Genomic DNA, 23,035 nt, shown 5'->3' with positions numbered 1-23,035 from the left:
GCCTTGGACTTGCCCACCGACATCAGGCCGCCAGCGCCGCCTTGCTGGTTTGCCGCCCTTCGCGCCAGGAAGAAGAAGAGGCCGAAGATGAGGAGGAGAGGAAAAAGTCCGGCTAGAAGTGACCCGAGCACGCTAGGCTGCGGTGGTGGATAAGCGACGATCTCGACATTATTCTCGTGCAGAAGGGGAACGATGTTGGCTCCCTGGGGAAGATATGTCTCAATCGACCTGCCATCTACCCGCTCGCCCTCGACGATCTGGCCCTGGACTCGGACGGCGGATACTTCGTCGCGCTCGACTGCAGCCACGAAGTCGCTGTACGGGACCGCCTCGCTCTTTGCTTGGGGCGGAAGAGCTGTCAGCGCGATTACGAATGGGATAGTAGCAGCAAAAGTCATCATCAAACCCGGCCGGCTCAAGAGAGACCTCATCAGAATCCAATCCATCTTCCGGGCCGACCGCCAAATAGGGAGATGACCCTCAGCGCGGCCTGTCCTCTTCTTCCAACCCCACATGAGCAAATTGGTTCGCGCCTGTGCGGAGACAGGCAGATGCAAGCGACCTCCCCTTATCCCGGAAAAATCTGCCCCGAACGCTTGCCATAGCGATCAGGGCTCCACATGCCGCCTCGCGCCTACGATACGCAGACGCGGCCAATCTGCTCGACGACATGCAATGCCGTGTACCTTCCCGATCTGAAGGCCCCTGAGGACACAGACGAAGATCAGGATGTCCTCAGGCTGGTATCCTGCTGTCCTCAGCTCTTGCCGGGCAGGTAGTCCGAGGCGAGTTCCTTGATCGTCTGCTTGATCACGCTCCCCTGGTCGGGATCGCCGTGCCACAGCGTCGAGGTGAAGGCCTGCGCATTTTTGAGGGTGATGTGCGGCGGCAAGGGCGGCACGTTCGGGTCGGTTACAGCCTCCACGATCACAGGACGGTCTGCGGCGAATGCCTCATCCCAGATGCGTCCGACATCGTCGGGATTGTCGACCCGCAGGCCCTTGAGGCCGAGCATCTCGGCGTACTGGGCGAAGGGGAATGGGGGCACCTCCTGCGAGGCCTCGAACTTGGGGTCTCCCGACTGCGCACGCATTTCCCAGGTGACCTGGTTGAGGTCCCCGTTGGCGAGCACCAGCACGACCAGTTGCGGGTTGGCCCACTGCTTCCAATATTTCGCGATGGTAATAAGGCCGTTGAGCCCGTTCATCTGCATGGCGCCGTCACCCACCATTGCGACCACAGGCCGCTCGGGGTAGGCGAATTTTGCGGCTATCGCGTAAGGTACGGCCGGGCCCATCGTTGCCAGCGTCCCTGAGAGGGACGCCATCATGCCGCGCCTGATCTTCACATCGCGGGCAAACCAATTCGTGCCCGAACCCGAGTCTGCTGTCAGGATGCAGCCATCCGGCAGACGGGGCGAGAGTTCCCAGAATACGCGCTGAGGATTGAGCGGATCGGCGCTCGTCATGGCCCGGCCCTCGAGGACCTCCCACCATTTCGCGATGCCTTTCTCGATCTCCTCGCGCCAGGAGCGGTCCGTCTTCTGTTCCAGCAAAGGCAGCAGGGCGCTCAGAGTACCAGCGCTGTCACCGATGAGGTTGACGTCCATGGGATAGCGCATGCTCACCATCTTCGGATCGATATCGATCTGGACGCCGCGCGCCTGTCCCTCGGGCGGCAGAAACTCCGAATAGGGGAAGCGCGAGCCGATCATGAGCAAAGTATCGCAACCCATCATCAGGTCATAGCTGGGCTCGGTACCCAAGAGACCGATCGAGCCGGTGACGAAGGGCAGATCGTCCGGCAACGCCGCCTTTCCGAGCAGAGCCTTCGCCACGCCAGCCCCCAGCCGGTCGGCGACCGCCATGACCTCGGCGCCGGCATGCATAGCCCCGGCTCCGATGAGAATGGCCACCTTCTTGCCCTCGTTGAGAACCGCAGCCGCTTGGCGCAGATCGGCATCGGATGGGATAACGGCTGGCGCCGAGTACCCAGCCCCGGAGAGAATTGCACCATGCTTCTGGGGCGGAGACTCGACTGCCTCCATCTCCTGGACGTCCTTGGGCAGAATAATGCAGGTGACGGTGCGCTCGGCCTTGGCAATGCGCACGGCGCGATCGACGAGGTGGCGAACCTGCGCAGGCGACGAGGCCATATGGACATAGTCGCCTGCCACATCCTTGAAGAGGGAGATCAGGTCCACCTCCTGCTGATAGCTTCCGCCTAGGGCTGAGCGGGCCTGCTGACCGACGATGGCGACGACGGGCTGATGGTCCAGCTGTGCATCGTAAAGGCCGTTGAGGAGGTGGATCGCACCGGGACCGGAGGTTGCTAAGCAGACGCCGACCTCGCCGGTGAACTTGGCGTGGGCGCAGGCCATGAAGGCGGCCATTTCCTCGTGGCGAACCTGAACGAATTCAAGCTTTTCTCCCGCGCGGTCAAGTGCGCCGATCAGGCCGTTGATACCATCGCCGGGGTAGCCGAAGATGCGCCGGATGCCCCATTCGGACATGCGCTGCCAGAAAAAATCGCTGACGGTATCGGCCATGTTGTCTCTCCTGTTCTGCGGCATTCAGGCACAGAGCGCTGTCGCGCAGCGTTCTTCTTGATGGCCGAACCGCTCAGCACGGTTCAGGTTCCGTGCACTTCCGACAAAGGGTAGCGAGGCAGAACATTTTTGGTCGTTCAGCGTACAGTCGAAGCAGATTTTCCTGGGGGGCGCCGATCCCTCGGACCCCTCTCATCGTTGCCCTTCTGCAAATCTGGCCGCTTGAGCATTCGGCAGGGCCGGGTAGCAACCACTCCATGGCATCGGGGAGACTGGGGAATGACGGATGTCGGGCACAAAATCTGGGCTATTGCTGAGGGCTACATTCCGGGCGAAAGCTCATTCCAGGATTCCGCACTCATCTCGCATGAGACGGCGTGCATTCTCAACACGAGGGATCGGGATGCGAACGTGCGGATCACGCTCTACTTCGCCGACCGCGATCCCGTAGGTCCCTATCAGATCACAGTTCCGGCGCGACGCACAAAGCACCTGCGCTTCAATGACCTTTCCGACCCGCAGCCTGTGCCAAGAGACACCGATTACTCCTCCGTAATCGAGTCCGATGTGCCAATCGTGGTCCAGCACACCCGTCTCGACTCACGGAAGTCCGAGATTGCCTTGATGACCACAACCTCGTTCCATCAAGACTAGCCACAGCGGGAAATCGCGCGTTGGCAGGGAATGGCCCGGCAGAAACGTTTGTCGCCCCAAACGGTTGATCCCAGACCCACTCACAATCTGGAGCTCGGATGCTGTCTTCCTCGTCCGCAGTCGAGGCTCTGCAACAAGGCCTCCGTTGTACCTTCAGCCTTCCGATCTGCTCCGCCAAGCATACCCGGGCACTCGCGGCCTGCGCAGTCCTTCTAACGACGGGAATGGCTGGCGACGCACTGGCGCATGCCGATCCGGCGGGGCCAGGTGAGACGAACACAGATATGTCCTTGGTATTGGACCCCTGGGTTGTGGTGCCCCTGAGCTTTCTGGGTCTCGGATACATGGTTGGCCTTGCAAGGCTGCGGGGAGCATCCCGGACGGGAGGCGGAGTAAGCCCGGCGCAGGGAGCTGCATTCATCGGTGGCTGGATCACCATCGCTTTTGCCCTTTTGTCCCCTCTGGACCGGCTCGGCGGGGCGCTGTTCTCCGCCCACATGGCGCAGCATGTGCTGCTCATGCTCGTATCTGCGCCGCTCCTCGTCCTCGCGCAGCCCCTGCCCGTCCTGCTCTGGGCATTCCCGCGAACGGCCCGGCGGGCGATCGGACGCGCCGGCACCAGTCCGGCGTGGCGCCCCTGTTGGCGGGCGCTCACGCGCGCCTCCATTGCGGCCGTGATTTACTCTGCAACCCTGTGGATCTGGCATGCGCCTCCTCTTTACGCTTTTGCGCTGGAGAACGAGTTCGTTCACGCACTGCAGCACTCCAGCTTCCTTTGTGCCTCCCTGTTATTCTGGTGGAGCATCCTCAACACGAACAAGCGACCGGAGGGACTTGGCGCCGCCGCGCTCGCCGTGTTTATCATGGGAGTTCAGGCGAACGTCCTCGCACTTGCCCTAATCTTCGCCAGTTCACCATGGTTTCCAGCGAACGCCGCCGGAGCGCAGGCGTGGGGCCTGACCGCACTGGAGGATCAGCAGCTCGGAGGAGCCATCATGTCGATTCCCGGCATGCTGGTTCATCTCACAGCCGGTGCAGCCCTGCTCGTCCTTTGGCTGCGGGAAAGTGAGCAGAGAGCTATTGCCCGAGAGCGGCACAACGGACGATGCCTGAATTCGGCGGTCCCGCCAGTCCCTGGGCGCTGAGAATGCCGGCCAGCCGCACCGTCCCATGCAGCACCAGTTCTGGAGCATGTCAATGCGCAGATTTCCGCTCCTAACACTCCTTGGTTTTGCCGTAACGACCGTCGTGCCTGCTCTGGCCGATCAACCGCAAAGCGATCGCCAGAGCGCCGAGATCGGAGGGCCGGCTGGGAGGCTGCCACTCAGTCTGAGCAGCAATACGGGCTCCGATTACCCTGCCGGAGCGCTGGCCGGTGTCTCCGTCGTGCTCGGGGATGGGTCGAAAATCGGGACCGTCGAGACGGTCGTGATCGGCTCCGACCGGCAGCCGGGCCTGATCGTGGCTCTCGATGAGCGCTTTCGCGGTCGCCGCGTCATTCTGCCGGTATCGGGCATGCTGATCCGCAATGGGCGCCTGATTGCGGCCTACACGCTCGACCAGCTTCGCGCGCTTCCTTCTCTCGATGCCGCTGGATCGACCGATCTCGCGCCTGTCGATACAGATTTCACCATCTCCGTGCGTCCCCAGATTGGCCGCAGCGGTCCAGGAAATTAGGATCCCGAGCCCCATTCGGTCTCTGTCTGCGACCTGAGATAAGCGACGATGTCGCGCGCGGTTTCGTAGTCGACTCCCATGTCAGGCATTGCACTGTCTGGCGTGATCGCCTGCGGGGAGACGATCCAGTGGATGGCGTTCTCCGGGGTATTCGGCAGCGAGCCCGCAACATAGCGGCGACTGGTGAAGCCGACGAGGGTTGGGCCGATACGCTGGTTGCCGCCGACGACACCAGGCGCGACATGGCATGTGGTGCAGCCGTGAAGTCTCAAGGCAAGCTTGCCGCGCTCGGTATCCGCCCCGACAAGGGCCGGCGGCTCGAGAGAGCGGGCTTCTTCCTCTTCCTGGCATGCGGGAAGCACCAGCATTGCGGCCAGCGCGGGCACAGCGAACTTCAGTCCTCTCACGACCCCCCTCCTTTGCCCCTGCGGGCAGCAAAACCGGGATTGGCCTCGGCCTCCTTCACCATCGCGGCGTAGGCGGCCGGCGAGAGCTCAGGCAAGCTCGCGACGAATGCCGTGATCGCCCACATCTCCTCGTCCGTCAGCTTGAAGCGAAAGGCCGGCATGCCGGCCATGGCGATGCCATTGTCGATTACCCACCAGACCTCTTTCGCCTGCCACTCCCGCGCGGTCTGCACGAGTGGAGGTGGCGGCGGATTCATGCCCGTGGCGAAGGGGGACGGCGCCACACCTGGCGCACCGTGGCACTGCAGGCACCAGCCCCTGTAGAGGATCAGCCCCGCACGCCTCAGATCCGGATCCTCGAGGTTCCCCGGCGGGCTGATATCCTTTGCGCTTTCCATCACCGCCTGGCGCACGAGGGTGTCCACCGCGCGATAGATAATTCCCGAGTGCTGCGTGGTGGCTCCGATGGGGTACATTCCTGAGTAAAGGAACGCCACTACGCCCAGAGCGGAGAGCACGAGGAAGACGGCGATGGCTCCAAAAACCTTCCTCATCCGCCCTCTCCCTCGGCGTAGAGGTATGCAGCGATGGCGGCGGCCTCATCAGGAGACACGCCGAGAACCGGCATCGCGGTATCGGGGTTGATCGCGCGCGGATTGACGATCCAGGTGACCAGATTTGGGAACGTATTCGGCAACTTGCCCGCGACATAGGATTGTTTGGGAAGATGAGTCAGTGGGGGCCCTACATTGCCGTCTGCCTGGCCTATGCCCGGTATGCGGTGGCACGAGCCGCAGCCATGCATCTCGATGGCAGCCCGCCCCGTCGCCACGGTTTCGGAATTCTGCATAGAGGCCTGCCCCCTCTCCTCACAAGCGAGGAGCGGCGCGGAAATGGCGACTGTCAGAGCGAGGCGTCCAATCATGACCGGAGAACGCGTTGAAACTGGAAGGGGTCCCGCTCTCCATCGAACAGAAAGCCGTTCAGGGGATGCCGACACAAAAGTCGAGAACCGCTATTCCTGCGCTTTCTATGACGATCCCGAGCGCCGAAAGCGCAGCCACGGCCACTCCTCCCGCTGCAATGAACCGAGAGCGGTCGGATGTGCTTCCGCCTTCTCCCTTCGGCCATTTTCCGCCTAACAGGCGCAAGGCCCGCCAGGATACGGCCGCTCCGGCGGCTGTCACTGCCAGAGAAACGGCAGAGATCGCCCAAAGCGGCGATCTGCTCCCACCGCACAATGCAGGAATGATCCAGAAGCCGGCATTCTGGTGCAAGGCCCATCCGACCGGGCCGAGCACCCATCCTGCCCACAGGGACATGATCCCGCGCGGGGTGCGAAAGCGGCGCCTGAGTTCCTCCTCATCCATTTCCCCCCCCTCACACGAGCCGAGGCCCCCAATACAGGGCCAGGTAGAAAGGGATCCAGGCCGCGGATACGAAGTTCCAATAGAGAGTATCAACCACAACTCCGAGCTGACGTTCGGGCGTGAAGTACCCTTTCGTGGCAAGGATAGTGACAACGACCGTTCCGACGATTGCCGAAGCGACGTGGGTGAAATGGAAACCCGTGATCGTCCACATCAGGGATCCATAGACGTGATCATCCCAGCGGAACTCGAACGCGGCCATTTCAAAGCTCCGCAGCACGAGTACGGTCATGTGGAGAGCAACGCTTGTCGAGAGCCCGATAATCAGGCCCCGGCGGTCCCCGGCTGAAATGCGGTTTCCTGCCCACCGCATCGAAACCATCGATGCGAGGAGCAGCCCGAGATTCACCGAGGGCCACAGGATGGGCGCGGGCTCAAGGCCTGCCGGAGGCCATTCAGGCGAGCTGAACATGAGATAGGAGTAGCTCACAGTAAGCATCGCTACGACCGTCAGCTCAATCGCGATCAGCCCGATAATGCCATAGTAGAGCGGATGCGTGCTCTTGGCGAAGCGGGTCAGACCGGAGACATCCATTCCGGCATATTGGCGCATGATACTAGTCCTCCCGCCATGGGCGACGCGGCCAGAACCAGCCGACGAAGGAGAAGAATGCCAGGAAGAAGCTGACGACGAAGAAGATCGGGTGGAACAGAATTCCGACAAATCCCACAGAGGCCGCAATCGCCGACAGGAACGGCCAAATCGATGGGCCGGGGACGACCTGAACCGCATGGGGTTCTGCATCCAGAATCGAGGTGACGAGCACTTCGCGCCGGTCGGAGCGCAATCCGAGCACAACGGGACGCTCCTGCTCCTCACGCCAATCCCAGACCGGCTCCCGGCTGTTGACGATCGGGATATGGCGTTGATTGTAAGGAGGCGGCGGCGACTCCGTAACCCATTCCAGTGTCTCCGCATGCCAGGGGTTGTTGCCGGCTTTCGGTCCAACCCGAAGAGATGCTAGAGCATTGAAGAAGGTCGTCGCAAAGCCCGCCGCCAGCACGAAGGCACCGATTGTCGAGATAAAGTTCAGCTCGGACCAGCCCATTTCTTCCAGGTACGTGTAGACGCGCCGTGGCATGCCATCGAGGCCGAGCTGATGCATGGGAAAGAAGGCGACATTGAAGCCGATGAACACGAGCGCGAAAGACACCTTGCCCCAGAATTCGCTCATCATGCGCCCCGACATTTTCGGATACCAGTAGTAAAGCCCGCCCAGCACCGGCATGACGGAACCACCGATGAGCACATAGTGAAAGTGTGCCACCAGAAAGTAAGTGTCATGCACCTGAAGGTCGAAGGGGATTGACGCCACCATGACTCCGGTCAGTCCGCCGATGACGAACACCCAGAAGAAGCCGAGAACGTAGAGCATCGGCGTGGAGAACTGGATACGGGCTCCCCACATGGTGGCGATCCAGCAGAAGACCTGGACGCCGTTCGGAATTGCGATCATCGCCGATGCGGCCATGAAGAAGCTCATCCCGAGATGCGGCAGGCCCGTGGCGAACATGTGGTGGACCCATAGGCCGAAGGAGACGAAGCCCGTTGCCACGATCGAGATTACAATTGCGGTGTAGCCGAACAGCGTGCGTTGGGTGAAGGTGGTGACGATGGTCGAGACGATCCCGAGCGCCGGGACGAGCACGATATAGACCTCCGGGTGCCCGAAGAACCAGAACAGGTGCTGCCACAGCAAGGGATCGCCCCCCATCTCGGGCACGAAGAACCCCGTGCTCACCAGCCGATCCAGGATGAGGAGGCTCGACGAAACGATGATGGACGGCATGGCGAAGACGATCATGAACGCCATGACCAGTGAGGCCCAGACGAAGACCGGCATCCGGTTCAAGGTCATGCCCGGCGCCCGCAGCTTGAGGATCGTGACGATCAGCTCCACCGCCGCAGTGAGCGCCGAAACCTCGATGAAGGTGATCATGGTGGTCCAGATATCGACCCCGACACCGGGCGCATAGAGCTTCCCGGCGAGCGGAACGTAGTTGAACCAGCCGGTATCCGGCGCCATGCCAACGAGAAGCATCACAAAGAAGATCGAAGAGCCGATCAGATAGACGTAGTAACCGAAGGCGTTGAGGCGCGGAAAAGCCATGTCGCGCGTGCCGATCATCATCGGCGTGACGAACAATGCGAAGCCTTCCAATACGGGAATCGCAAAGAGGAACATCATCGCCGTGCCATGCACGGTGAAAAACTGGTTGTAGATCTCTGGTGGGAGAAAATCGTTCTCAGGAACAGCCAGCTGCAGACGCATGGCAAGCCCGAGCAGGCCCGCCAGCACGAAATAGACGAAGGCCGTCACGATGAAGCGACGGCCAATGATCCGCTGGTTCACGGGCTTGAACCAGCCAATGAAGCCCGTTGGAGCGGCCCATGCGAGCTCAAGTTTCCGGATTTCCTCCTCGTTGTCCTCTACCGTGGGGTGGAGAGGCTCCTGGCGCTCCTCTTCCCTTCTCCCATGATGCGCCGCATCACGCGTCTGCGGATGCTCCCAATGCCTGCCGTCCTTTGTCTCTAGATCCCCCGATGGAGCGTCGTCGCGTCGCTTGCTCATGGGCTCAATCCAGGGACGCCAAATAGGCCAGGAGCGCTTCCTGGTCATCCGGCTCGAGGGCGGTCGGGGGCATCAGCACGCCGGGTTTGACGGCCTGCGGGTCGCCAATCCATCCGGCCAGATGGCCTTTAGTGTTCGGGATCGTGCCCGCGGCGAGGCTCTCACGCATAGCGAGATGGGTCAGATCCGGTCCCATCTTGCCTTGCGCCGGAGTGCCTCGAATAGTGTGGCATGTTCCGCAATCATACGCGAGGAAGACCTCAAGACCGCGGCGCAGATGAGGATCGTCCGGGATCGTGCGAGGTCGCGCCTGATCCGCGAGCCAGGCAGCGAACTCGTTTTCTTCGCGAACCTCGACGATGAAGGCCATGAAGGCGTGCTGCACTCCGCAGAACTCGGCGCACAGGCCCCGGTACACCCCGACCTTTGCGGGCGTAATATGGCTTTCGTTGACCCGTCCCGGGATCAGATCGGTTTTGCCCTGGAGGTTCGGCGCCCAGAACGAGTGAATGACGTTATCCGAGGTCAGCAGGATCCGGGCCGTCCGGCCGACGGGGAGCACGACCTCGTTCGCCGTGCGGGCGATTTCCTTCCCCGCTCCGTCGTAGTAGATCACCTCCCACCACCAGCGCTTCCCGGAAACCTCGACCGTTAGACCGGAGGCAGGCTCATCCCGCGCGATGACGCCACCAATCCAAAGCCCTGACCCGACGAGGCCGACGACAGCGATAAGAGGAAGCACGACGCCGCCGCCAAGCACGAGATACCAGCCACCTCGAGGCGAAATCTGCGAGCTCTCGCCAGCGGCAAACGCGCTGCGCATGGCGGTCGCGAGCAGGACAATCACCAGAAGGAACACAAAGCTCGCAAAGGCGAGGAATCCCCACCAGAGGTTCGCCACGCGAGCGGCATCATCGGTCGCGGGAGCAGTAATGGAGGTAGCGTTTGCGCCAGCGATCAGGAGTATGGTGATACTCGCGACTATAGCCGACCGGATTGATAACATTCTGACGATGAACCTGAGCTGGACAAGCATCCCAGGTGGAACCCACTCGCCGGCACAATGTTTCCGCTTCCCTGTGGACTGCCTGCAGCTTCGAAACGGGTCATTCGCAGCATCGCGGAAACCATCCTGGGCTCAGACTGGTCAGGGAGACGACCTGATACCTGCGATGAGTGCCCATCCAATTCGCAGCGCACGGGAAAGAACATCATGGGAGCGGGCGCCGCCCTTGCCCGCTTCGCCCGCAAGCGAAGGGAACTGAGACGGCGGCAGCATGCTCCTCCCGGATCGCTCCGAGCCGCCCAGCCACTCTATTGACCGGACGCCTCCTGCCCTCGGCCGGACTGCATCATCTGTGCCGGGGGATCGATCACCATCAGGACCGGCCGGCCATCCCGCATACGAGCTTGGACGAGGTAAGCCGCATCGAGGATACGGATGTTCTGAAAACCGACCTGACGGAGTTGCTGCCGGAGTGCAGAGCGCTCCTGGAAGCCGCTTCGCCGGGCCTGCGGCCCGAGCTGCCGACCACCGAAGCCGCCCTGGCCGAACTGCTGGCCGCCCGGCGCTGGGCGGCGAGGCTGGTCGGTGCCGTACTGCTGACCGGTCCCGAACTGCACGCCAGCACCTCGCGGCTGATCGGTGCCGTATTGCTGGCCAGTTCCGTATTCCAGGCGAGGACCATAACCTGGGAGCTGCTGTCCTGACCCCTGCGCCAATGCGGTGCCGCCTCCCCCTACCATCAATGCTGCCGCAAGTGCTGCTGCTGACGTATATCGCATCGGGCGTTCTCCTGTTGCAATTTGATGGCGCGAACAACCTTGTCCGGAAAGATCCGAGATGCACTCGAGACCGGTGCCGCTTCAGGAGCGACCCGATCGCAAGCCGCGGTATCCAGACCGGGCCATGCCCAGGAGCAACCCTTTGCAGAGGGCTTCGTTCTGCACCGGAAAGAAGGAATACCGTCTGCAAGCGTACACTACAGAACGCCCCCACTGATGAGGCGGCGGATCGACATTCAGTCGTTTCAATCCACGGAGAGATTCCGCTGCGTGCGGCCTCGATCCGCCTGTAAGCCCTGCGCGGTCCACCCTGCGAATGTGCCGGGGCGTGCTCCTCCGGCGACGGCATGGCGAGCGCGTGGCCATGCCGTCGCTCGACTGAACCCCTTATGAATCACGCTCCATGAACGCACTGGGCGTGAGCACATCGAGTGCAAGCGCATCACGGTGGTCCAGGAGGTGAGCATCATTCGAGATCAAGAGACAGCGGGCAGCAGCGCTGAGAGCCGCAAACTTCCGGTCGTCGGGATCGACAACTGCCGTGAAGGCTGCCGGGTCGACCGGGCCATCGAAATAGCCTTCGCCCCTGAACAGCACCGATACGCCGTCCCAGGAAAGTCTCGGGATGCGGCGGAGGATCATCTCCGTTTCCCGACGGGTCGGCTCGTTCCAGACGAGGAGAAAGCGTCCTTCGCGAAGGTCGGAGATCAGGCGCGCGGATGCGCTACGCGGGTTGAAACCGGCGGCAACGAAGATGTTCGTATCAACAACGATGCCGGTCACTATTCGTCATCCTTGACAGGCTGAAGCACAACCAAACCGCTACCGCCCGCCGACGGACCGCCTGGCGCTCTCGCTTGAGCTAGGGTCGAGTGTCTGGAGCGACGGGAGCTGGTGCGGCCAGCGGGACGACAGGCGCCTCGACGGCAGGAGCAGGCGGAACGGTGCCCGTCACGACGGCATCCTCATTCGGCCAGGCAATCCAAGCGATCACGCCCACGACGAAAAGCGCAATCAGACCGCCGATCCACCAGCCTGATTTCGAACCGCTCCGGCGGCTGTAGGCCCTCGTGCTGGGATCGTTCGGGGAGCGATCTGCCATGATACCTTCCTTTCTAAGCTTCACGGGTTTCTGACAGGCTGCCGCAAAATCTCATTTTTCATTTCCATCAGCCGAGCAGCTGCAGAAAGCGGCACGCCGAGGGGAGCCAAGCTCCTTGTGCTCGACCTTACGGTCCTGTCGAGGGAAACCGGTTACGAGCACTGACGCTCAAACCTCCACAGGATGGCTGTCCAAGGCTGGAAGCGCACTCCAGTTCGTATGGAACGCAAGCCGTCTCCTGTCGCGGGCCATCGAGCAGGATCGGCTCTGTGTCCGCAGGTGTACCGAGAGTGGAGATGTGGGTAGGTTTGTATGAACAATGGCATTCGGCTCCTGTTGTCGGAAGGGAGAACGCACCCGCAGCCGGCCCCAGCCAGGACTCCGCTGCGGAGATCCGATATCAGCTCAGCCTAAGGAATGGAGAGAGGCGATGTGGGGCCTCATTCTTGTTCTAGTCTTCATCCTGTTTCTCATCGCAATGATACCGACATGGCCCTACAGCCGCGGATGGGGATATGGGCCAGCGGCAGGAGTGGGCGTACTCCTCGCAATCTTCTTTCTGCTCCTATGGTTCGGCGTCGTCACGATTGCATGGCCCTGGACCTGGAATCGCCCGGCCGCTGCCGAGGCTCGCCCGGTCTTTCATGCTTCATATGACGCAGGTCCTTGGGAGCGGCCGAGCTGAACAGCATGAGGATGCCGTAGAGGACCGTCCCTGCCTCCGGCGCAAATCCCGACCGGCAGCCACGGCCTTTTGCATCTCAACAGCACTTAGGCTTGGTGGCGAAACATTGGCAACATGATCTGGAGGTTCACATGAGCGCAACCGGTCTCGACGTATTCGACAAGACGTTACACACCACAAATACTTGGCTGACCGGCATCTGTGACAATCTTGGGCCGGACCGGCAGATTGTGCCCTTAGCGCAGTGTTGCGCACGATCTGGGATCGTCTACCAGTCGAACTCGCAGCCCATTTGGGCGCTCAACTGCCGCTTCTCGTCCGCGGCGTCTTCTATGACCAGTGGCAACCGGAAAATCAACCTAAGGATTACCGTTCACAGGACGAGTTTCTCCAGGAGGTGAGCAGCAATTTCGGCCCTATCCCACGCTCTATCTATCCCGAGGAGGCCGCACGCGCGGTATTCGGAGTTCTCAAACGCGAGATCGACGCCGGCCAACTTGAGAAGGTCAAGCAGTCGCTGCCAGAGGATGTAAGAGCTCTATGGGATCAAGCAGCTTGATCCGAGCGGCTGCCTCCTGCGGTCCGCTTCGGCAACCGGCGCCATCGAATACGGGGCAGGACCTGAGGCAGACCCGGACATCGCGGGTGCGGTTCCGGAGTGCGACTGCGAATCCAGCATTCCCAGATTACACGATCAGGAGACCGCACAATTGCGGCTCCTGTGCCGGTCTGCCCCAGAGTTTTCCAAGGAGGCATGATTATGGCTGCGGGTGAATTCAGGTTTCGCAACCGCGCCGAGGCGGGACACGAACTCGCCTCCCGCCTCATGGGCTACCAATCCCGAAAACCGATCGGCCCTTCTGGCCGTTCAAACCCGTTCCGCCAGCCTATGTCTGAGGTGGCTACAGCAAGGCCCAACTGGAGGTAATGATGGAATTTCTTTGGTTCCTTCTTCTCTTAATCCTGATCTTCTTTGCCGTCGGCGCGTGGCCGAGCTGGCCTCATGCGCGAACCCGCGGGTGGGGCTATGCCCCGAGCGCCACCGCTGCAGCTCTCCTCATCGTGCTTCTTCTTTTCTTCTGGCTCGGCTTCATCGCCATCTGGTGGCCCTGGGCGGCGGCATATTGACCGGCACAACTCTTCCCGTGCAGACGTCTGAGGAGATAGATGGGCAGGCTCTGAGTAGCTGCTCTATGCTTGCAGCGCAGAAGCCTCGTACGGGTACTTCACTCCGGCTTTCAGCTCCGAAATGCGCACCGCCCGACTGAAAACAATGCTTCGTAAATTGCGTTTTTTGTCGGACGCAAGCAAATAGTAGATACTCAATGCGCAAGATCATTTTAGCCATTGGCCTGGGAGTCGGCGCGACCACCGCCATGCCGGCCGCCGCTCAGCCTGCCGACGAGACGGTCCTGACCGAGGCAGATCGTGCAGCAAATGTCGTCATTGAGCGCAGGTACGTCTACGACCGAGCGACGACGGTTACGCCGAGCCAGATCGTCGCGAGACTGCGCGATCTGGGCTATCGCGATATCCACGATTTCGACGTGGAGTACGACCACTATGAAGTCGAGGCGCTTTCCCCATCAGGCGAGGAAGTCGAGCTTGAGATCGACCCGGTCACGGGTGCGATTCTCGACATCGAAGAGAACTTTTTCTGATTGCCGCGCCAACAACTGGTGGGCCGGGCTGCGAGTCTGCAGAGAGCAGAAATGCAGCCCATCTTCTCCTCTCGTCAGCACTCTCGCCGGTGCGGTATTTCGCTGCGGCGGCGGGATATCGGTTGCCCGATCCAGCAGAATGATCGGCGAGAATGCCTAAACGTGGATCCCCTGCACCGCTGGCCCGATGAGCACCGTTTCAAAGTGGTCCACTCCTCGGCCAGTCGCAGGGTTTCATGTCCGCGTGAACAACTCACGTCGCATTGCAACCCGCTGCGATCAACTGACCCTCGCCTATCCCGTAGGCGGTCAAACTTTCCGCGGACAGCTTCGAGGGTCTGTCACAAGAGGGGCGCGCTGAGCTTGCAAACCGCACCTGTCGGTGCGAAATCGATCTGAACCTTCCCGCTGGGATCATGGGCGAGGCTCCGCTCGATCAGCCGCGTACCGAACCCTCGCCGCGATGGCGCTCGAACAGGTGGCCCTCCTTTTTCCTGCCACCAGAGGTGAAGGTGCGTGGCCTCTGTCGCCGTCTCGGTCTTGCGCAGGGTCTGGCTTGCGATGGACTGTACGTTCGCCAGGGTGTTCTTCACCCGGTGATTGAACTCGTTGATGAGCAGATCGCGACGCTCCTCCGCCACCTTGGCCTCGGTGACGTCGATATTGCATCCGGTATAGCCCAGGAAGCAGCGAGCATCGTCGAAACGCGGCACACCCACGCAGCGCAGCCACCGAATGTCGCCCCGTCTGTCATGTCCCCGCACCTCCGCCTGAAAGGGCTTGCGGACCGAGAAGGCTTCACGGAAGCCGCGTTCGAGATCCGGCAGATCTTCCGGCAGCACGATGTCGCGCCAGCCATTCCCCAGCATCTCGGCCGCGGGGCGTCCGAAGAGGTGATCGTAATGCATATTGGCGAAGACGATCTGGCCGGTCTCGTCGGACATCCAGATCAGGGCTGGAGCCGAGTCCGCCATATGCCTGAAGCGCTCCTCGCTCTCCCGAACCGCCGCCTCTGCGCGTTTTCGGTCGGTGATGTCGGCGAAGACCCCGATCAATCGCTCAGTTCTTCCATTCGAACCGGGGACAGCATCGCTGATGCTGACAACGGTTCGGGTCGCACCATCTGGCAGACAGATCGGATACTCCATTTCCAGTCGCAGGAGGGCATCAGCCGCAGCCCGCACCTCCGCGCGGGAGGTCGACGGGGTCAACGCGATCAAGTACCTCCTGCGCCGTACGGCCCTTCCCGGGAGCAAAGCCGAAGATCTCGCGGCTGCGATCGTCCAGCACGACCTCATTCGTGATAAGGTTCCACTCGAAGGTCCCGAACTGGGCGATGGCCAGAGCCGCGCTGTAACGGGCTTCGCTCTCAGCCAGTGTCCTCTCGGCCCGTTTGCGGCCGGTGATGTCGTTGAAGAGCAGGGCGACGTGCCTCTCACCCGGGTCGCCAATCCGGAAGGCACATACATCGAACCAGCGCCCCATAGGCTTGGACTCTTCCACAAAGCGCACCGGTTCGCCGGTCAGGGCGACCCTGCCGTAGGTGTCGATCCAGAACGGCTCAAGATCCGGTACGAGCTCGCGGACAGTTCTCCCGACAGCCTCCTTCAGCCCTGTCTGGCGCTCGAAGACGCCGTTGGTCTCGACAAAGCGGTAATCTATCGGCCTGACGTTCTGAGCGAAGATCATTTGCAGGATACAGAATCCCTCGTCGATGGATTGGAAGAGGGTGCGGTAGCGCTCCTCACCCACCGCCTAAACTAGGAAACAACTAACTCCGAATCGCCTGCATAGCGCATGCTCAGAGCTTGGCGGACCCTTTTCAGCTCCTGCTCAAGAAGATCGACCTGCTGAAGTCCTCGCCCGGCGAGATCGGCACCAGTGATCTTGCGCCAGCTCAGGCACAGCTTGTGAATTGCTGTTGCACCAACATTGGCTGCAGCGCTCTGCAACCCATGTGCCTCCATTCGGAACCGATACGCATCTGCCATGGCGGCAGCCTGCCGAAGCGCAGCGACAAGAACTTCGGCGTCGGCGAAGAACTCAGCAATAAGGCTCGATAGGAACTCTTTTCCCCCTAGGCTCTCGAGTTCAAGAAGGACACGCTCATTGATAATAGAATCGTGCCTGGGCCGGTAGTCACCATGAGATGCAATCTCTATTATCTCGGCGCGCTTGCTCTTCTCCAGCGCCTGGGAGAGTGCACCGGCCTTCCTGTTGCCCATCATGTCCTCAATCACGCCCAGGAGAGTGGCTGGCTGGATCGGCTTTGTCACGCAGGCATCCATTCCCGCCTCCATCGCTAGATCCACCACTTCCGCACTTGCGTCGGCCGTCAGCGCAAGGATCGGCAGACGGGAGGAACCCAGTTCCGCAAACCGAAACAGCTTTGTCGCCTCCACCCCCGTCATTACGGGCATATTGATGTCCATGATGGCGAGATCGAACTGTTCTTGCTCTAAAGCATTCAGCGCTTCCTCCCCATTCGCAACACCCACCACAGTGTGTCCGCCCCGTTCGAGAATCTTTGAAGCGACGAGCCGGTTCGTTGGATTGTCATCGGCCAAGAGAATAGACAGACTTCGCGCAGCAACAGGAAGAGCACTCGGTTGTGCTTCACTCCATAGGGACTGCCCCGAACGACTTTGGGAGGCCGCAATGAGAAAGGCCGCCTCTGCCTCCTCGTCTGTGAAGTCCCATGGGAGAACGCAGCTGAAGCTCCGGCGCAAAGGCAGGCTAGCCAAGACCCTTGACCTGTCAGGAGAGATCAGCACCACGCCTTCCATGTAGGAAGCATTCTGGAATTCCGAATCCTCCTTCGCCGTCTGACGATCGCTCCAATAAAAGACCACGGCAGGCTTTGGAGCGCTCTTGTTAATCCAAGCCTGCGCCTGACGGAGATCGCCGACTGCAACGACACCTCGCCCCCGATCAAGGCGACTGGCAATCTCTTGTACAATGCCGACCTGTGAGCAGACGAGGATCGGTTGAGCAATAGCATCAGGATCAATCTTCAAGGGCATCCCGCCCTCTACGGGGCTCATGGGAAGCGTGAACCAGAAGGTGCTTCCTCGCCCCGGATCGCTTTCGACTCCGATAGTTCCTCCTAAACCCTCCACAAGCTGGCGGCAGATCGCCAGACCTAAACCTGTTCCCCCATAGCGATTGATGATCGTCTCGTCAGCTTGTGTGAATGTCTCAAAGATGCGTTCTACCGCTTCCGAGGAGATGCCAATTCCTGTATCAGAGACCTCGAAGCGGATCACACTCTCCTGCTCGGCAGCGAGAAGATGTACGGTCAGCGTGATACTGCCGGAATCTGTGAATTTGACTGCATTTCCTAGAAGATTCAGCAAAATTTCTTCGAGGTGGTGTTGTGGCCCCTCAAGGTGTAGAGGCGTCCAAGGAGTTAGGTGGAGCGAGAGCTTAAGTCCCTTTCGCCGCGCCTGAGCGAGAACCATCGCGCGCGCATTCGTAAGAACCTCGAGCAGATTAAAACTGACCACGGTCATCGGCATCTGTCCCGCCTCTATGCGGGAAAGATCGAGAATGCTGTTGATTTGCCTGAGCAGTGACTCACCGGCTGTTTGGATGGTCCGAGTCATACCGATCTGCTCGGCATCCAAGTGTGTGCTGCTGAGCAGTCCCGACATTCCAACGATCGCATTGAGTGGAGTGCGTAACTCATGACTAACGCTGGCCATGAACAGACTTTTGGCTCTGCTGGCGGCCTCCGCCTGCGCTCTTGCCTTGGAGAGCTTGTCAATCAGACTACTCGTGTAAAGCGGCAGCAGAATCAAACTAAAGAGCAGACCAATAGACAGATAAAGATCGTCTCGCCAAAATGAGGTGGTATATATGACGGCGCAGAAGCACACGACCGAGACGGCCGTCGCAATGAACAAGTACCGATTTCCAAACCGAAATCCGTTTCCGAATGTCACCCAGAGATAGAGCAGGAACAAAACGGACGATGTCTCTCCGCCATAGTGCAACTGAAATGATGCAGTGCCTAGATCACTTATAATTGCGACCACTCGTCTATATTTCACATGCTGCGGTCGCAAAAGGATGTGAATAATGATTCCCGCAGTGACGAGCGCGAACAGCAACGTACTAAAGAGTGCTGCACGCGCCGCGAACGGATTGACCAAGTACGTATAGGTGGGAATCGCCAGCAGGAAGGCGATTCTGTTGAGGCTCATCTCGTATTCACGGTTCGGGCTTTTCCTAAGCCGAGCCAAGAGAGCTTTCATCACCGGCCGCTAGCCTTCTCGATCGCATTGCTTTGGATGGGAGCAATCAATCGGGGCCGCTCCTGAAGCAATGCTTCGAATGAATCCGGAGTGACCGGTCGGCTGAATAGGTAGCCCTGAGCCTCGTCACAGCCGTGGCCTTGCAGGCAGACTAGCTGCTGGGCGCTTTCGACACCTTCGGCGATTACTCTGAGCCTCAAGCTTGCGGCAAGTGCAATGATAGTTTGAACAATCGCCCTGTCTCTGTCGTCCGCAGCAAGACTCGAAATAAATGACCGGTCAATTTTCAAAGTGTCGACAGGAAAGTTTTTGACGTAGCTCAGCGACGAGAAGCCCACGCCGAAATCATCAATGGCGATCCTGACACCAAGATCTTTGAGGCTCCCGAGAATCGTCTTCGTGCGGTCGGTGTCCACAAGAAGGCTGCTTTCGGTAAGCTCAAGTTCAAGATTCTCGGGAGCGAGCCCTGTCGCGGACAGTGTCTCAGAAACCAGCCTTACGAGATCCTGCCCCAAAAACTGCACCGGCGACAGGTTGACGGCGATACGCAGTGGAGGATACCCGAGCTGCCGCCATACTGCTCCCTGCGCACAGGCCTCCCGCAGAACCCACGCACCAACCTCATTGATCAGACCGCTCTCTTCGGCAAACTCCATGAACGCGCCCGGCATAGTCAGGCCGAAGCCCGGCCTCATCCAGCGTAGAAGGGCCTCAGCGCCGGTGACATAACCACTTACCAGATCAATCTGTGGCTGATAGTGGAGCATCAGTTCTTCGCGGCAGATGGCTTTTCGCAGATCCGCTTCGAGGTTGATATTTCTTTGGAACACCGTCTCAAGCTCGGATGAATATATACGCATGCTGTTGCGGCCACGAGCTTTGGCATTATACATCGCCAGATCAGCGTATTTCAGCAGCTTCTCGACATCGGTGCCATGTATAGGCGCCAGTGCTATGCCGACGGTACAACCGAGGCGGACTTCATGCCCGTCGAGAAAAAATGGCGTGGAGAACCGGCTGATAATCTCATGCGCCAAGGCCTCGGCAGCGGCAGTATCCTTGAGCTCCGTCTGAAGAATTACGAATTCGTCTCCAGACATTCTAGCGGCGAGGTTCCGATCGGATACGAACTCGCTGAGCCGGGTGGTGACCTGTTGCAGGATCTGGTCTCCGCCAGCATGCCCGAACGCGTCATTGACAGCCTTGAAGCGGTCTAGATCAATAAGATGCAAAGCAAAGCTGCTCCGGCCGCTCGTAAGCTCGTTCTTTGCCCGATCAAGCAGCATCCTTCTGTTGGGCAGATCGGTCAATGTATCGTGTAGCGCGATGTGACGGAGAACGCTTTCTGCCTTCTTGCGCTCGCTAATGTCGACCGAGGTGGTCAGGATGCTGACAATCTCGCCATCGGCACCTCGCATCGGTGTCTGCGTCGTCAGGAACACACGCTCGTCACCGCTTCGATCGAGAATCTTCTCTTCAAAGCTCACTGGTACCTGGCTGCGCTCAAAAAGAGCGGCATGAGCCTGCTTTCTGTAGTCGTGTCGATCACTGGCGATAAGGTCATCGAGCACACGTCCCATCAGTGCAGAAGGCGTGGTCTCAACGAAAGAGGCGAAATAGGCATTGACGAATACGGCCCTACCCTCACGGTCAACCGCAGTGATCATCGCAGGAACTGTGTCGATGACCTGAGCCAGCGCCTCGCGACTGCTCCGAACGAGCTCGGCCTGTGAGCGCTCGCTGTGGCGAAGTTGCTGCTCGAGTGATCGAGCACGATCAGAGATGTATCGCTGCTGGCGATGCAACTTCAGCAGATTGCGTGCCCTTGTCGTGAACTCGCAGTAGTCTACCGGCGAGCCAAGGAAGTCGGTGGCTCCAGCTTCAAGTGCCTGAAGTCGAAAGGACCTATCGTCATAGGCGGTTATCACAATAACCGGAACGTCGGCACCATTTGCGCTACTACGGATCTGCCGCGTGAACTCGGCACCGTCCATTCCAGGCATCCTGTAGTCTGTAATGATCAGATCTGGCGCATCATCCTTTAGCCACTCAAGAGCATCAAGCGGCGTGCTGAAAGCATATACCGAAACATTATCCTCGATCGATTGCGCGAGTCGAGAAAAGATGTTTCGGTTTGTACTCCTGTCGTCGACGATCAGGATATTCGCCATCTATCACCCCCCGACATCAAAGGTTATTTGAGACAGGTGCCCGGTAGCTCGATCCTGAAGCTCTCATCCGCCGCAGCGTGAAGCCATCGAGCGCAATCCAAGTGGGCCCTGCAGGACCTAATGGCTTTCACCGGAGCGGCAGTCGTGCCCGAAGCCTTCCGCTGTGGCATTCCTGTGAGCGTCTCAATCCCTTTTGGCGATCTTGCCTTGCCTCGAGGGTATAGCCTGAAGTTACTATGGGATACGTTAACGGACGGCATTCCATGCCGTTTCATGACCAAAAGTAATGCATTGTGGTTAATGACTACTTTACTGCCCCTGAGCCAACACAAGGAGAGCACCAATGTGCCTGTCCCTAGGTCGAGGCTTTCGCGGTTCTACTTAACTCAAGCGAAGCTCCGTCGCGGTCGCTCATGATCCAGCGGTCAAGGCAGCGGACTGCGGCGGCGTGGTCAATTCCACATGGCGTAGAGGCTGCTTGAGAGAGCTCCGGCACAACAAGCCTATCCATTCTCAGTGGGAATTCCATCTGTTTACTGGAACTCTCAGACAGCAACCAAGGAGGCGATAAACGGAAGCCGGACCGCCTCTCAGCTGGAGTTTGGCCATTTTCGAGGGTGCCGAAGGATAAGACGTGGATCCAGAACGCACGCTCTGAGGCGATATAGTCCAGGGCCCGGTCCAGGGTCATCGTGGGCGTGCCGAATGGACCGGGGGCTTTCCACCGCTCCCCGTCCCACCACAGCACCTGAACTTTCTCGGCATCCGTCGTCGGGCGCAGTCGCGCCACCGGAGCCCCGCTGCGCNGTCATCGTGGGCGTGCCGAATGGACCGGGGGCTTTCCACCGCTCCCCGTCCCACCACAGCACCTGAACTTTCTCGGCATCCGTCGTCGGGCGCAGTCGCGCCACCGGAGCCCCGCTGCGCCGGCTCAGCAGCGAGTAGCCGCGTCCTCGCTTCTCCACCACCACATCATGTGCGCGGCAGAAAGCTGCAAGCCCCTCCAGGATGCGATCACGCTCAACCATCGGGAAGCCCTCGCGCGCAATGGCGTTGATCTGAGGACCCTCAAGTCCCTCAGAGCTGCGCCCATGATACCTCCCGCACCGGCACCTGTCCTCATCCAATGGTTCGCCCCCTTTGCAAGCGCATTCACGGCTCCGACCCTGCGCTCGGTGTTCGTGCTAATCGCCGGCGCCATCCTGTCTCCCGGCCGACGGACCGTTACGTCCACCCTGAGCATCATGGGCCTGCGCGAGAGCGCCACGTTTACCAACTTCCACCGCGTGCTCAACCGCAACCGCTGGGCGCCGCGCGATCTCGCCCGACGGCTTCTACATCAGCTGATCACAGCCTTTGTGCCCGCGGGACCGGTGGTGATGGCCATCGACGAGACCATTGAGCGCCGCTGGGGCGCCCGGATCAAAGCCCGTGGCATCTACCGCGATCCGGTCCGCTCCTCCCATGGTCATTTCGTCAAAGCCTCAGGCCCGCGCTGGATCAGCCTCATGCTCCTGGCGCCGATCCCCTGGGCGGGTCGGGTGTGGGCGCTGCCGTTCCTGACCGTTCTGGCACCCTCGGAGCGCTCTGCTCGTGAGAGCGGACGGCGGCACAAGCTGTTGACGGACCGGGCCCGCCAGATGCTGCTCCAGGCCGCCCGCTGGCTGCCCGAGCGCCAGATCATTGTCGTGGCCGATATGAGCTATGCGGCCATCGAGCTGCTTGAAGCGGTGCGGCGGCATCTGACGGTGATCACCCGCCTGCGGCTCGATGCCCGCCTGTTCGATCCGCCCCCGGCACGCCAGCCCGGCCAAAAGGGCCGGCCGCGGGTCTCAGGCGCCCGCCAGCCCACCTTGACGCAACGCCTGACCAGCCCGACGACGCGGTGGCGGCGGATCACCGTCACAAGCTGGTACGGAGAACAGGACCGGCAGCTGGCCATCGCCTCCGGCACGGCGCTCTGGTACCACCCAGGCAAGAGCGTGCCGATCCGCTGGGTGCTGGTGCGTGACCTTGCGGGCGAGTTTGAGCCGCAGGCTCTGCTGTGCACGGATCTGACAGCGGATCCGATGGATACCGTGCGGTG

21 protein-coding genes and 2 pseudogenes are annotated in these 23,035 nt (G+C 60.4%); 9 read left to right on the top strand and 14 right to left on the bottom strand.

The annotated features are described in order from the left end of the window. The coding region (locus tag LG661_RS20715) for an ATP-dependent metallopeptidase FtsH/Yme1/Tma family protein (RefSeq protein WP_407666766.1) at positions 1-398 on the bottom strand (398 nt) is incomplete at its 3' end. Between the two features lie 359 nt (positions 399-757). Further along, on the bottom strand, positions 758-2,548 hold the full coding sequence (locus tag LG661_RS20710; RefSeq protein WP_230533881.1) for a thiamine pyrophosphate-requiring protein: 1,791 nt from the start codon (positions 2,546-2,548) through the stop codon (positions 758-760). Positions 2,549-2,827: 279 nt separating this feature from the next. On the opposite strand from LG661_RS20710, the gene LG661_RS20705 reads away from it, so the two are divergent. From LG661_RS20705 to LG661_RS20695, 3 genes are all read left to right on the top strand, one after another. Further along, positions 2,828-3,202 carry a sensory rhodopsin transducer gene (locus LG661_RS20705; RefSeq protein ID WP_230533880.1) on the top strand — a complete coding sequence of 125 codons (375 nt, stop codon included), beginning with the start codon at positions 2,828-2,830 and terminating at the stop codon, positions 3,200-3,202. 284 nt (positions 3,203-3,486) lie between these two features. Then, positions 3,487-4,347 carry a cytochrome c oxidase assembly protein gene (locus tag LG661_RS20700; protein ID WP_230533879.1) on the top strand — a complete coding sequence of 287 codons (861 nt, stop codon included), beginning with the start codon at positions 3,487-3,489 and terminating at the stop codon, positions 4,345-4,347. A 52-nt stretch (positions 4,348-4,399) separates the two neighbouring features. Further along, positions 4,400-4,879, top strand: coding sequence for a PRC-barrel domain-containing protein (locus LG661_RS20695; protein ID WP_230533878.1), 480 nt, complete (start codon positions 4,400-4,402; stop codon positions 4,877-4,879). Here LG661_RS20695 and LG661_RS20690 read toward each other — a convergent pair. From LG661_RS20690 to LG661_RS20665, 6 genes are all read right to left on the bottom strand, one after another. After that, positions 4,876-5,286: a c-type cytochrome gene (locus LG661_RS20690; RefSeq protein ID WP_230533876.1), complete on the bottom strand. Its 411-nt coding sequence runs from the start codon at positions 5,284-5,286 to the stop codon at positions 4,876-4,878. The genes LG661_RS20695 and LG661_RS20690 overlap by 4 nt on opposite strands. Further along, the gene (locus LG661_RS20685; protein WP_230533875.1) at positions 5,283-5,840 is read right to left on the bottom strand and encodes a c-type cytochrome; all 558 of its coding nucleotides are present in this window, start codon (positions 5,838-5,840) and stop codon (positions 5,283-5,285) included. The genes LG661_RS20690 and LG661_RS20685 overlap by 4 nt, the downstream gene beginning before the upstream one ends. Beyond that, positions 5,837-6,136: a c-type cytochrome gene (locus LG661_RS20680; RefSeq protein WP_230533873.1), complete on the bottom strand. Its 300-nt coding sequence runs from the start codon at positions 6,134-6,136 to the stop codon at positions 5,837-5,839. The genes LG661_RS20685 and LG661_RS20680 overlap by 4 nt, the downstream gene beginning before the upstream one ends. A gap of 530 nt (positions 6,137-6,666) precedes the next feature. Beyond that, the gene (locus tag LG661_RS20675) at positions 6,667-7,269 is read right to left on the bottom strand and encodes a cytochrome c oxidase subunit 3 (RefSeq protein ID WP_230533872.1); all 603 of its coding nucleotides are present in this window, start codon (positions 7,267-7,269) and stop codon (positions 6,667-6,669) included. A 4-nt stretch (positions 7,270-7,273) separates the two neighbouring features. Beyond that, a complete protein-coding gene (gene ctaD, locus LG661_RS20670) occupies positions 7,274-9,289 on the bottom strand; it encodes a cytochrome c oxidase subunit I (protein WP_230533871.1) in 2,016 nt (671 codons plus the stop codon). A 4-nt stretch (positions 9,290-9,293) separates the two neighbouring features. Then, on the bottom strand, positions 9,294-10,190 hold the full coding sequence (locus LG661_RS20665; protein WP_230533870.1) for a cytochrome c oxidase subunit II: 897 nt from the start codon (positions 10,188-10,190) through the stop codon (positions 9,294-9,296). Between the two features lie 416 nt (positions 10,191-10,606). Between LG661_RS20665 and LG661_RS20660 the strand changes: the two genes are divergently transcribed. Continuing rightward, positions 10,607-10,999: a hypothetical protein gene (locus tag LG661_RS20660; RefSeq protein WP_230533869.1), complete on the top strand. Its 393-nt coding sequence runs from the start codon at positions 10,607-10,609 to the stop codon at positions 10,997-10,999. A gap of 462 nt (positions 11,000-11,461) precedes the next feature. On the opposite strand, the gene LG661_RS20655 is transcribed toward LG661_RS20660, so the two are convergent. Together LG661_RS20655 and LG661_RS20650 are read right to left on the bottom strand one after the other, a co-directional pair. Beyond that, positions 11,462-11,857, bottom strand: coding sequence for a PIN domain-containing protein (locus LG661_RS20655; RefSeq protein ID WP_230533868.1), 396 nt, complete (start codon positions 11,855-11,857; stop codon positions 11,462-11,464). Between the two features lie 79 nt (positions 11,858-11,936). Beyond that, a complete protein-coding gene (locus LG661_RS20650) occupies positions 11,937-12,176 on the bottom strand; it encodes a hypothetical protein (RefSeq protein ID WP_230533867.1) in 240 nt (79 codons plus the stop codon). 430 nt (positions 12,177-12,606) lie between these two features. Between LG661_RS20650 and LG661_RS25505 the strand changes: the two are divergent. The 4 genes and pseudogenes from LG661_RS25505 to LG661_RS20630 all read left to right on the top strand — a co-directional run. Further along, positions 12,607-12,753 (top strand): annotated as a pseudogene (locus LG661_RS25505) (DUF3309 family protein); the annotation flags it as partial. A gap of 239 nt (positions 12,754-12,992) precedes the next feature. Continuing rightward, a pseudogene (locus LG661_RS20640) lies at positions 12,993-13,420 on the top strand (DUF2267 domain-containing protein). A gap of 371 nt (positions 13,421-13,791) precedes the next feature. Continuing rightward, positions 13,792-13,989, top strand: coding sequence for a DUF3309 family protein (locus tag LG661_RS20635; RefSeq protein ID WP_230533866.1), 198 nt, complete (start codon positions 13,792-13,794; stop codon positions 13,987-13,989). 197 nt (positions 13,990-14,186) lie between these two features. Next, the gene (locus LG661_RS20630) at positions 14,187-14,522 is read left to right on the top strand and encodes a PepSY domain-containing protein (RefSeq protein ID WP_230533865.1); all 336 of its coding nucleotides are present in this window, start codon (positions 14,187-14,189) and stop codon (positions 14,520-14,522) included. A gap of 341 nt (positions 14,523-14,863) precedes the next feature. Here the strand turns inward: LG661_RS20630 and LG661_RS20625 are convergent, their stop codons facing one another. The 4 genes from LG661_RS20625 to LG661_RS20610 all read right to left on the bottom strand — a co-directional run bounded on the left by LG661_RS20625 (position 14,864) and on the right by LG661_RS20610 (position 20,949). Continuing rightward, a complete protein-coding gene (locus LG661_RS20625) occupies positions 14,864-15,577 on the bottom strand; it encodes a PAS domain S-box protein (protein WP_230533864.1) in 714 nt (237 codons plus the stop codon). A gap of 112 nt (positions 15,578-15,689) precedes the next feature. Further along, positions 15,690-16,274 (bottom strand): PAS domain S-box protein, encoded by a 585-nt coding sequence (locus LG661_RS20620; protein WP_230533862.1) that lies wholly within the window; start codon positions 16,272-16,274, stop codon positions 15,690-15,692. Between the two features lie 8 nt (positions 16,275-16,282). Continuing rightward, on the bottom strand, positions 16,283-18,778 hold the full coding sequence (locus LG661_RS20615; protein WP_230533882.1) for an ATP-binding protein: 2,496 nt from the start codon (positions 18,776-18,778) through the stop codon (positions 16,283-16,285). Next, complete coding sequence (locus tag LG661_RS20610; RefSeq protein ID WP_230533861.1) at positions 18,778-20,949, bottom strand: two-component system response regulator; 2,172 nt, start codon at positions 20,947-20,949, stop codon at positions 18,778-18,780. The genes LG661_RS20615 and LG661_RS20610 overlap by 1 nt, the downstream gene beginning before the upstream one ends. 1,091 nt (positions 20,950-22,040) lie before the next feature. Here LG661_RS20610 and LG661_RS20605 point away from each other — a divergent pair. Then, on the top strand, positions 22,041-23,035 hold a 995-nt coding region (locus LG661_RS20605), incomplete at its 3' end, for an IS701 family transposase (RefSeq protein ID WP_230533860.1).

Source organism: Microvirga roseola (genome assembly GCF_020866965.1).
In the GTDB taxonomy this organism is placed as follows: Bacteria; Pseudomonadota; Alphaproteobacteria; order Rhizobiales; family Beijerinckiaceae; genus Microvirga; species Microvirga roseola.
Note: the sequence above shows the minus strand (reverse complement) of the source record. Positions and strands in the feature narration are given on the sequence as shown.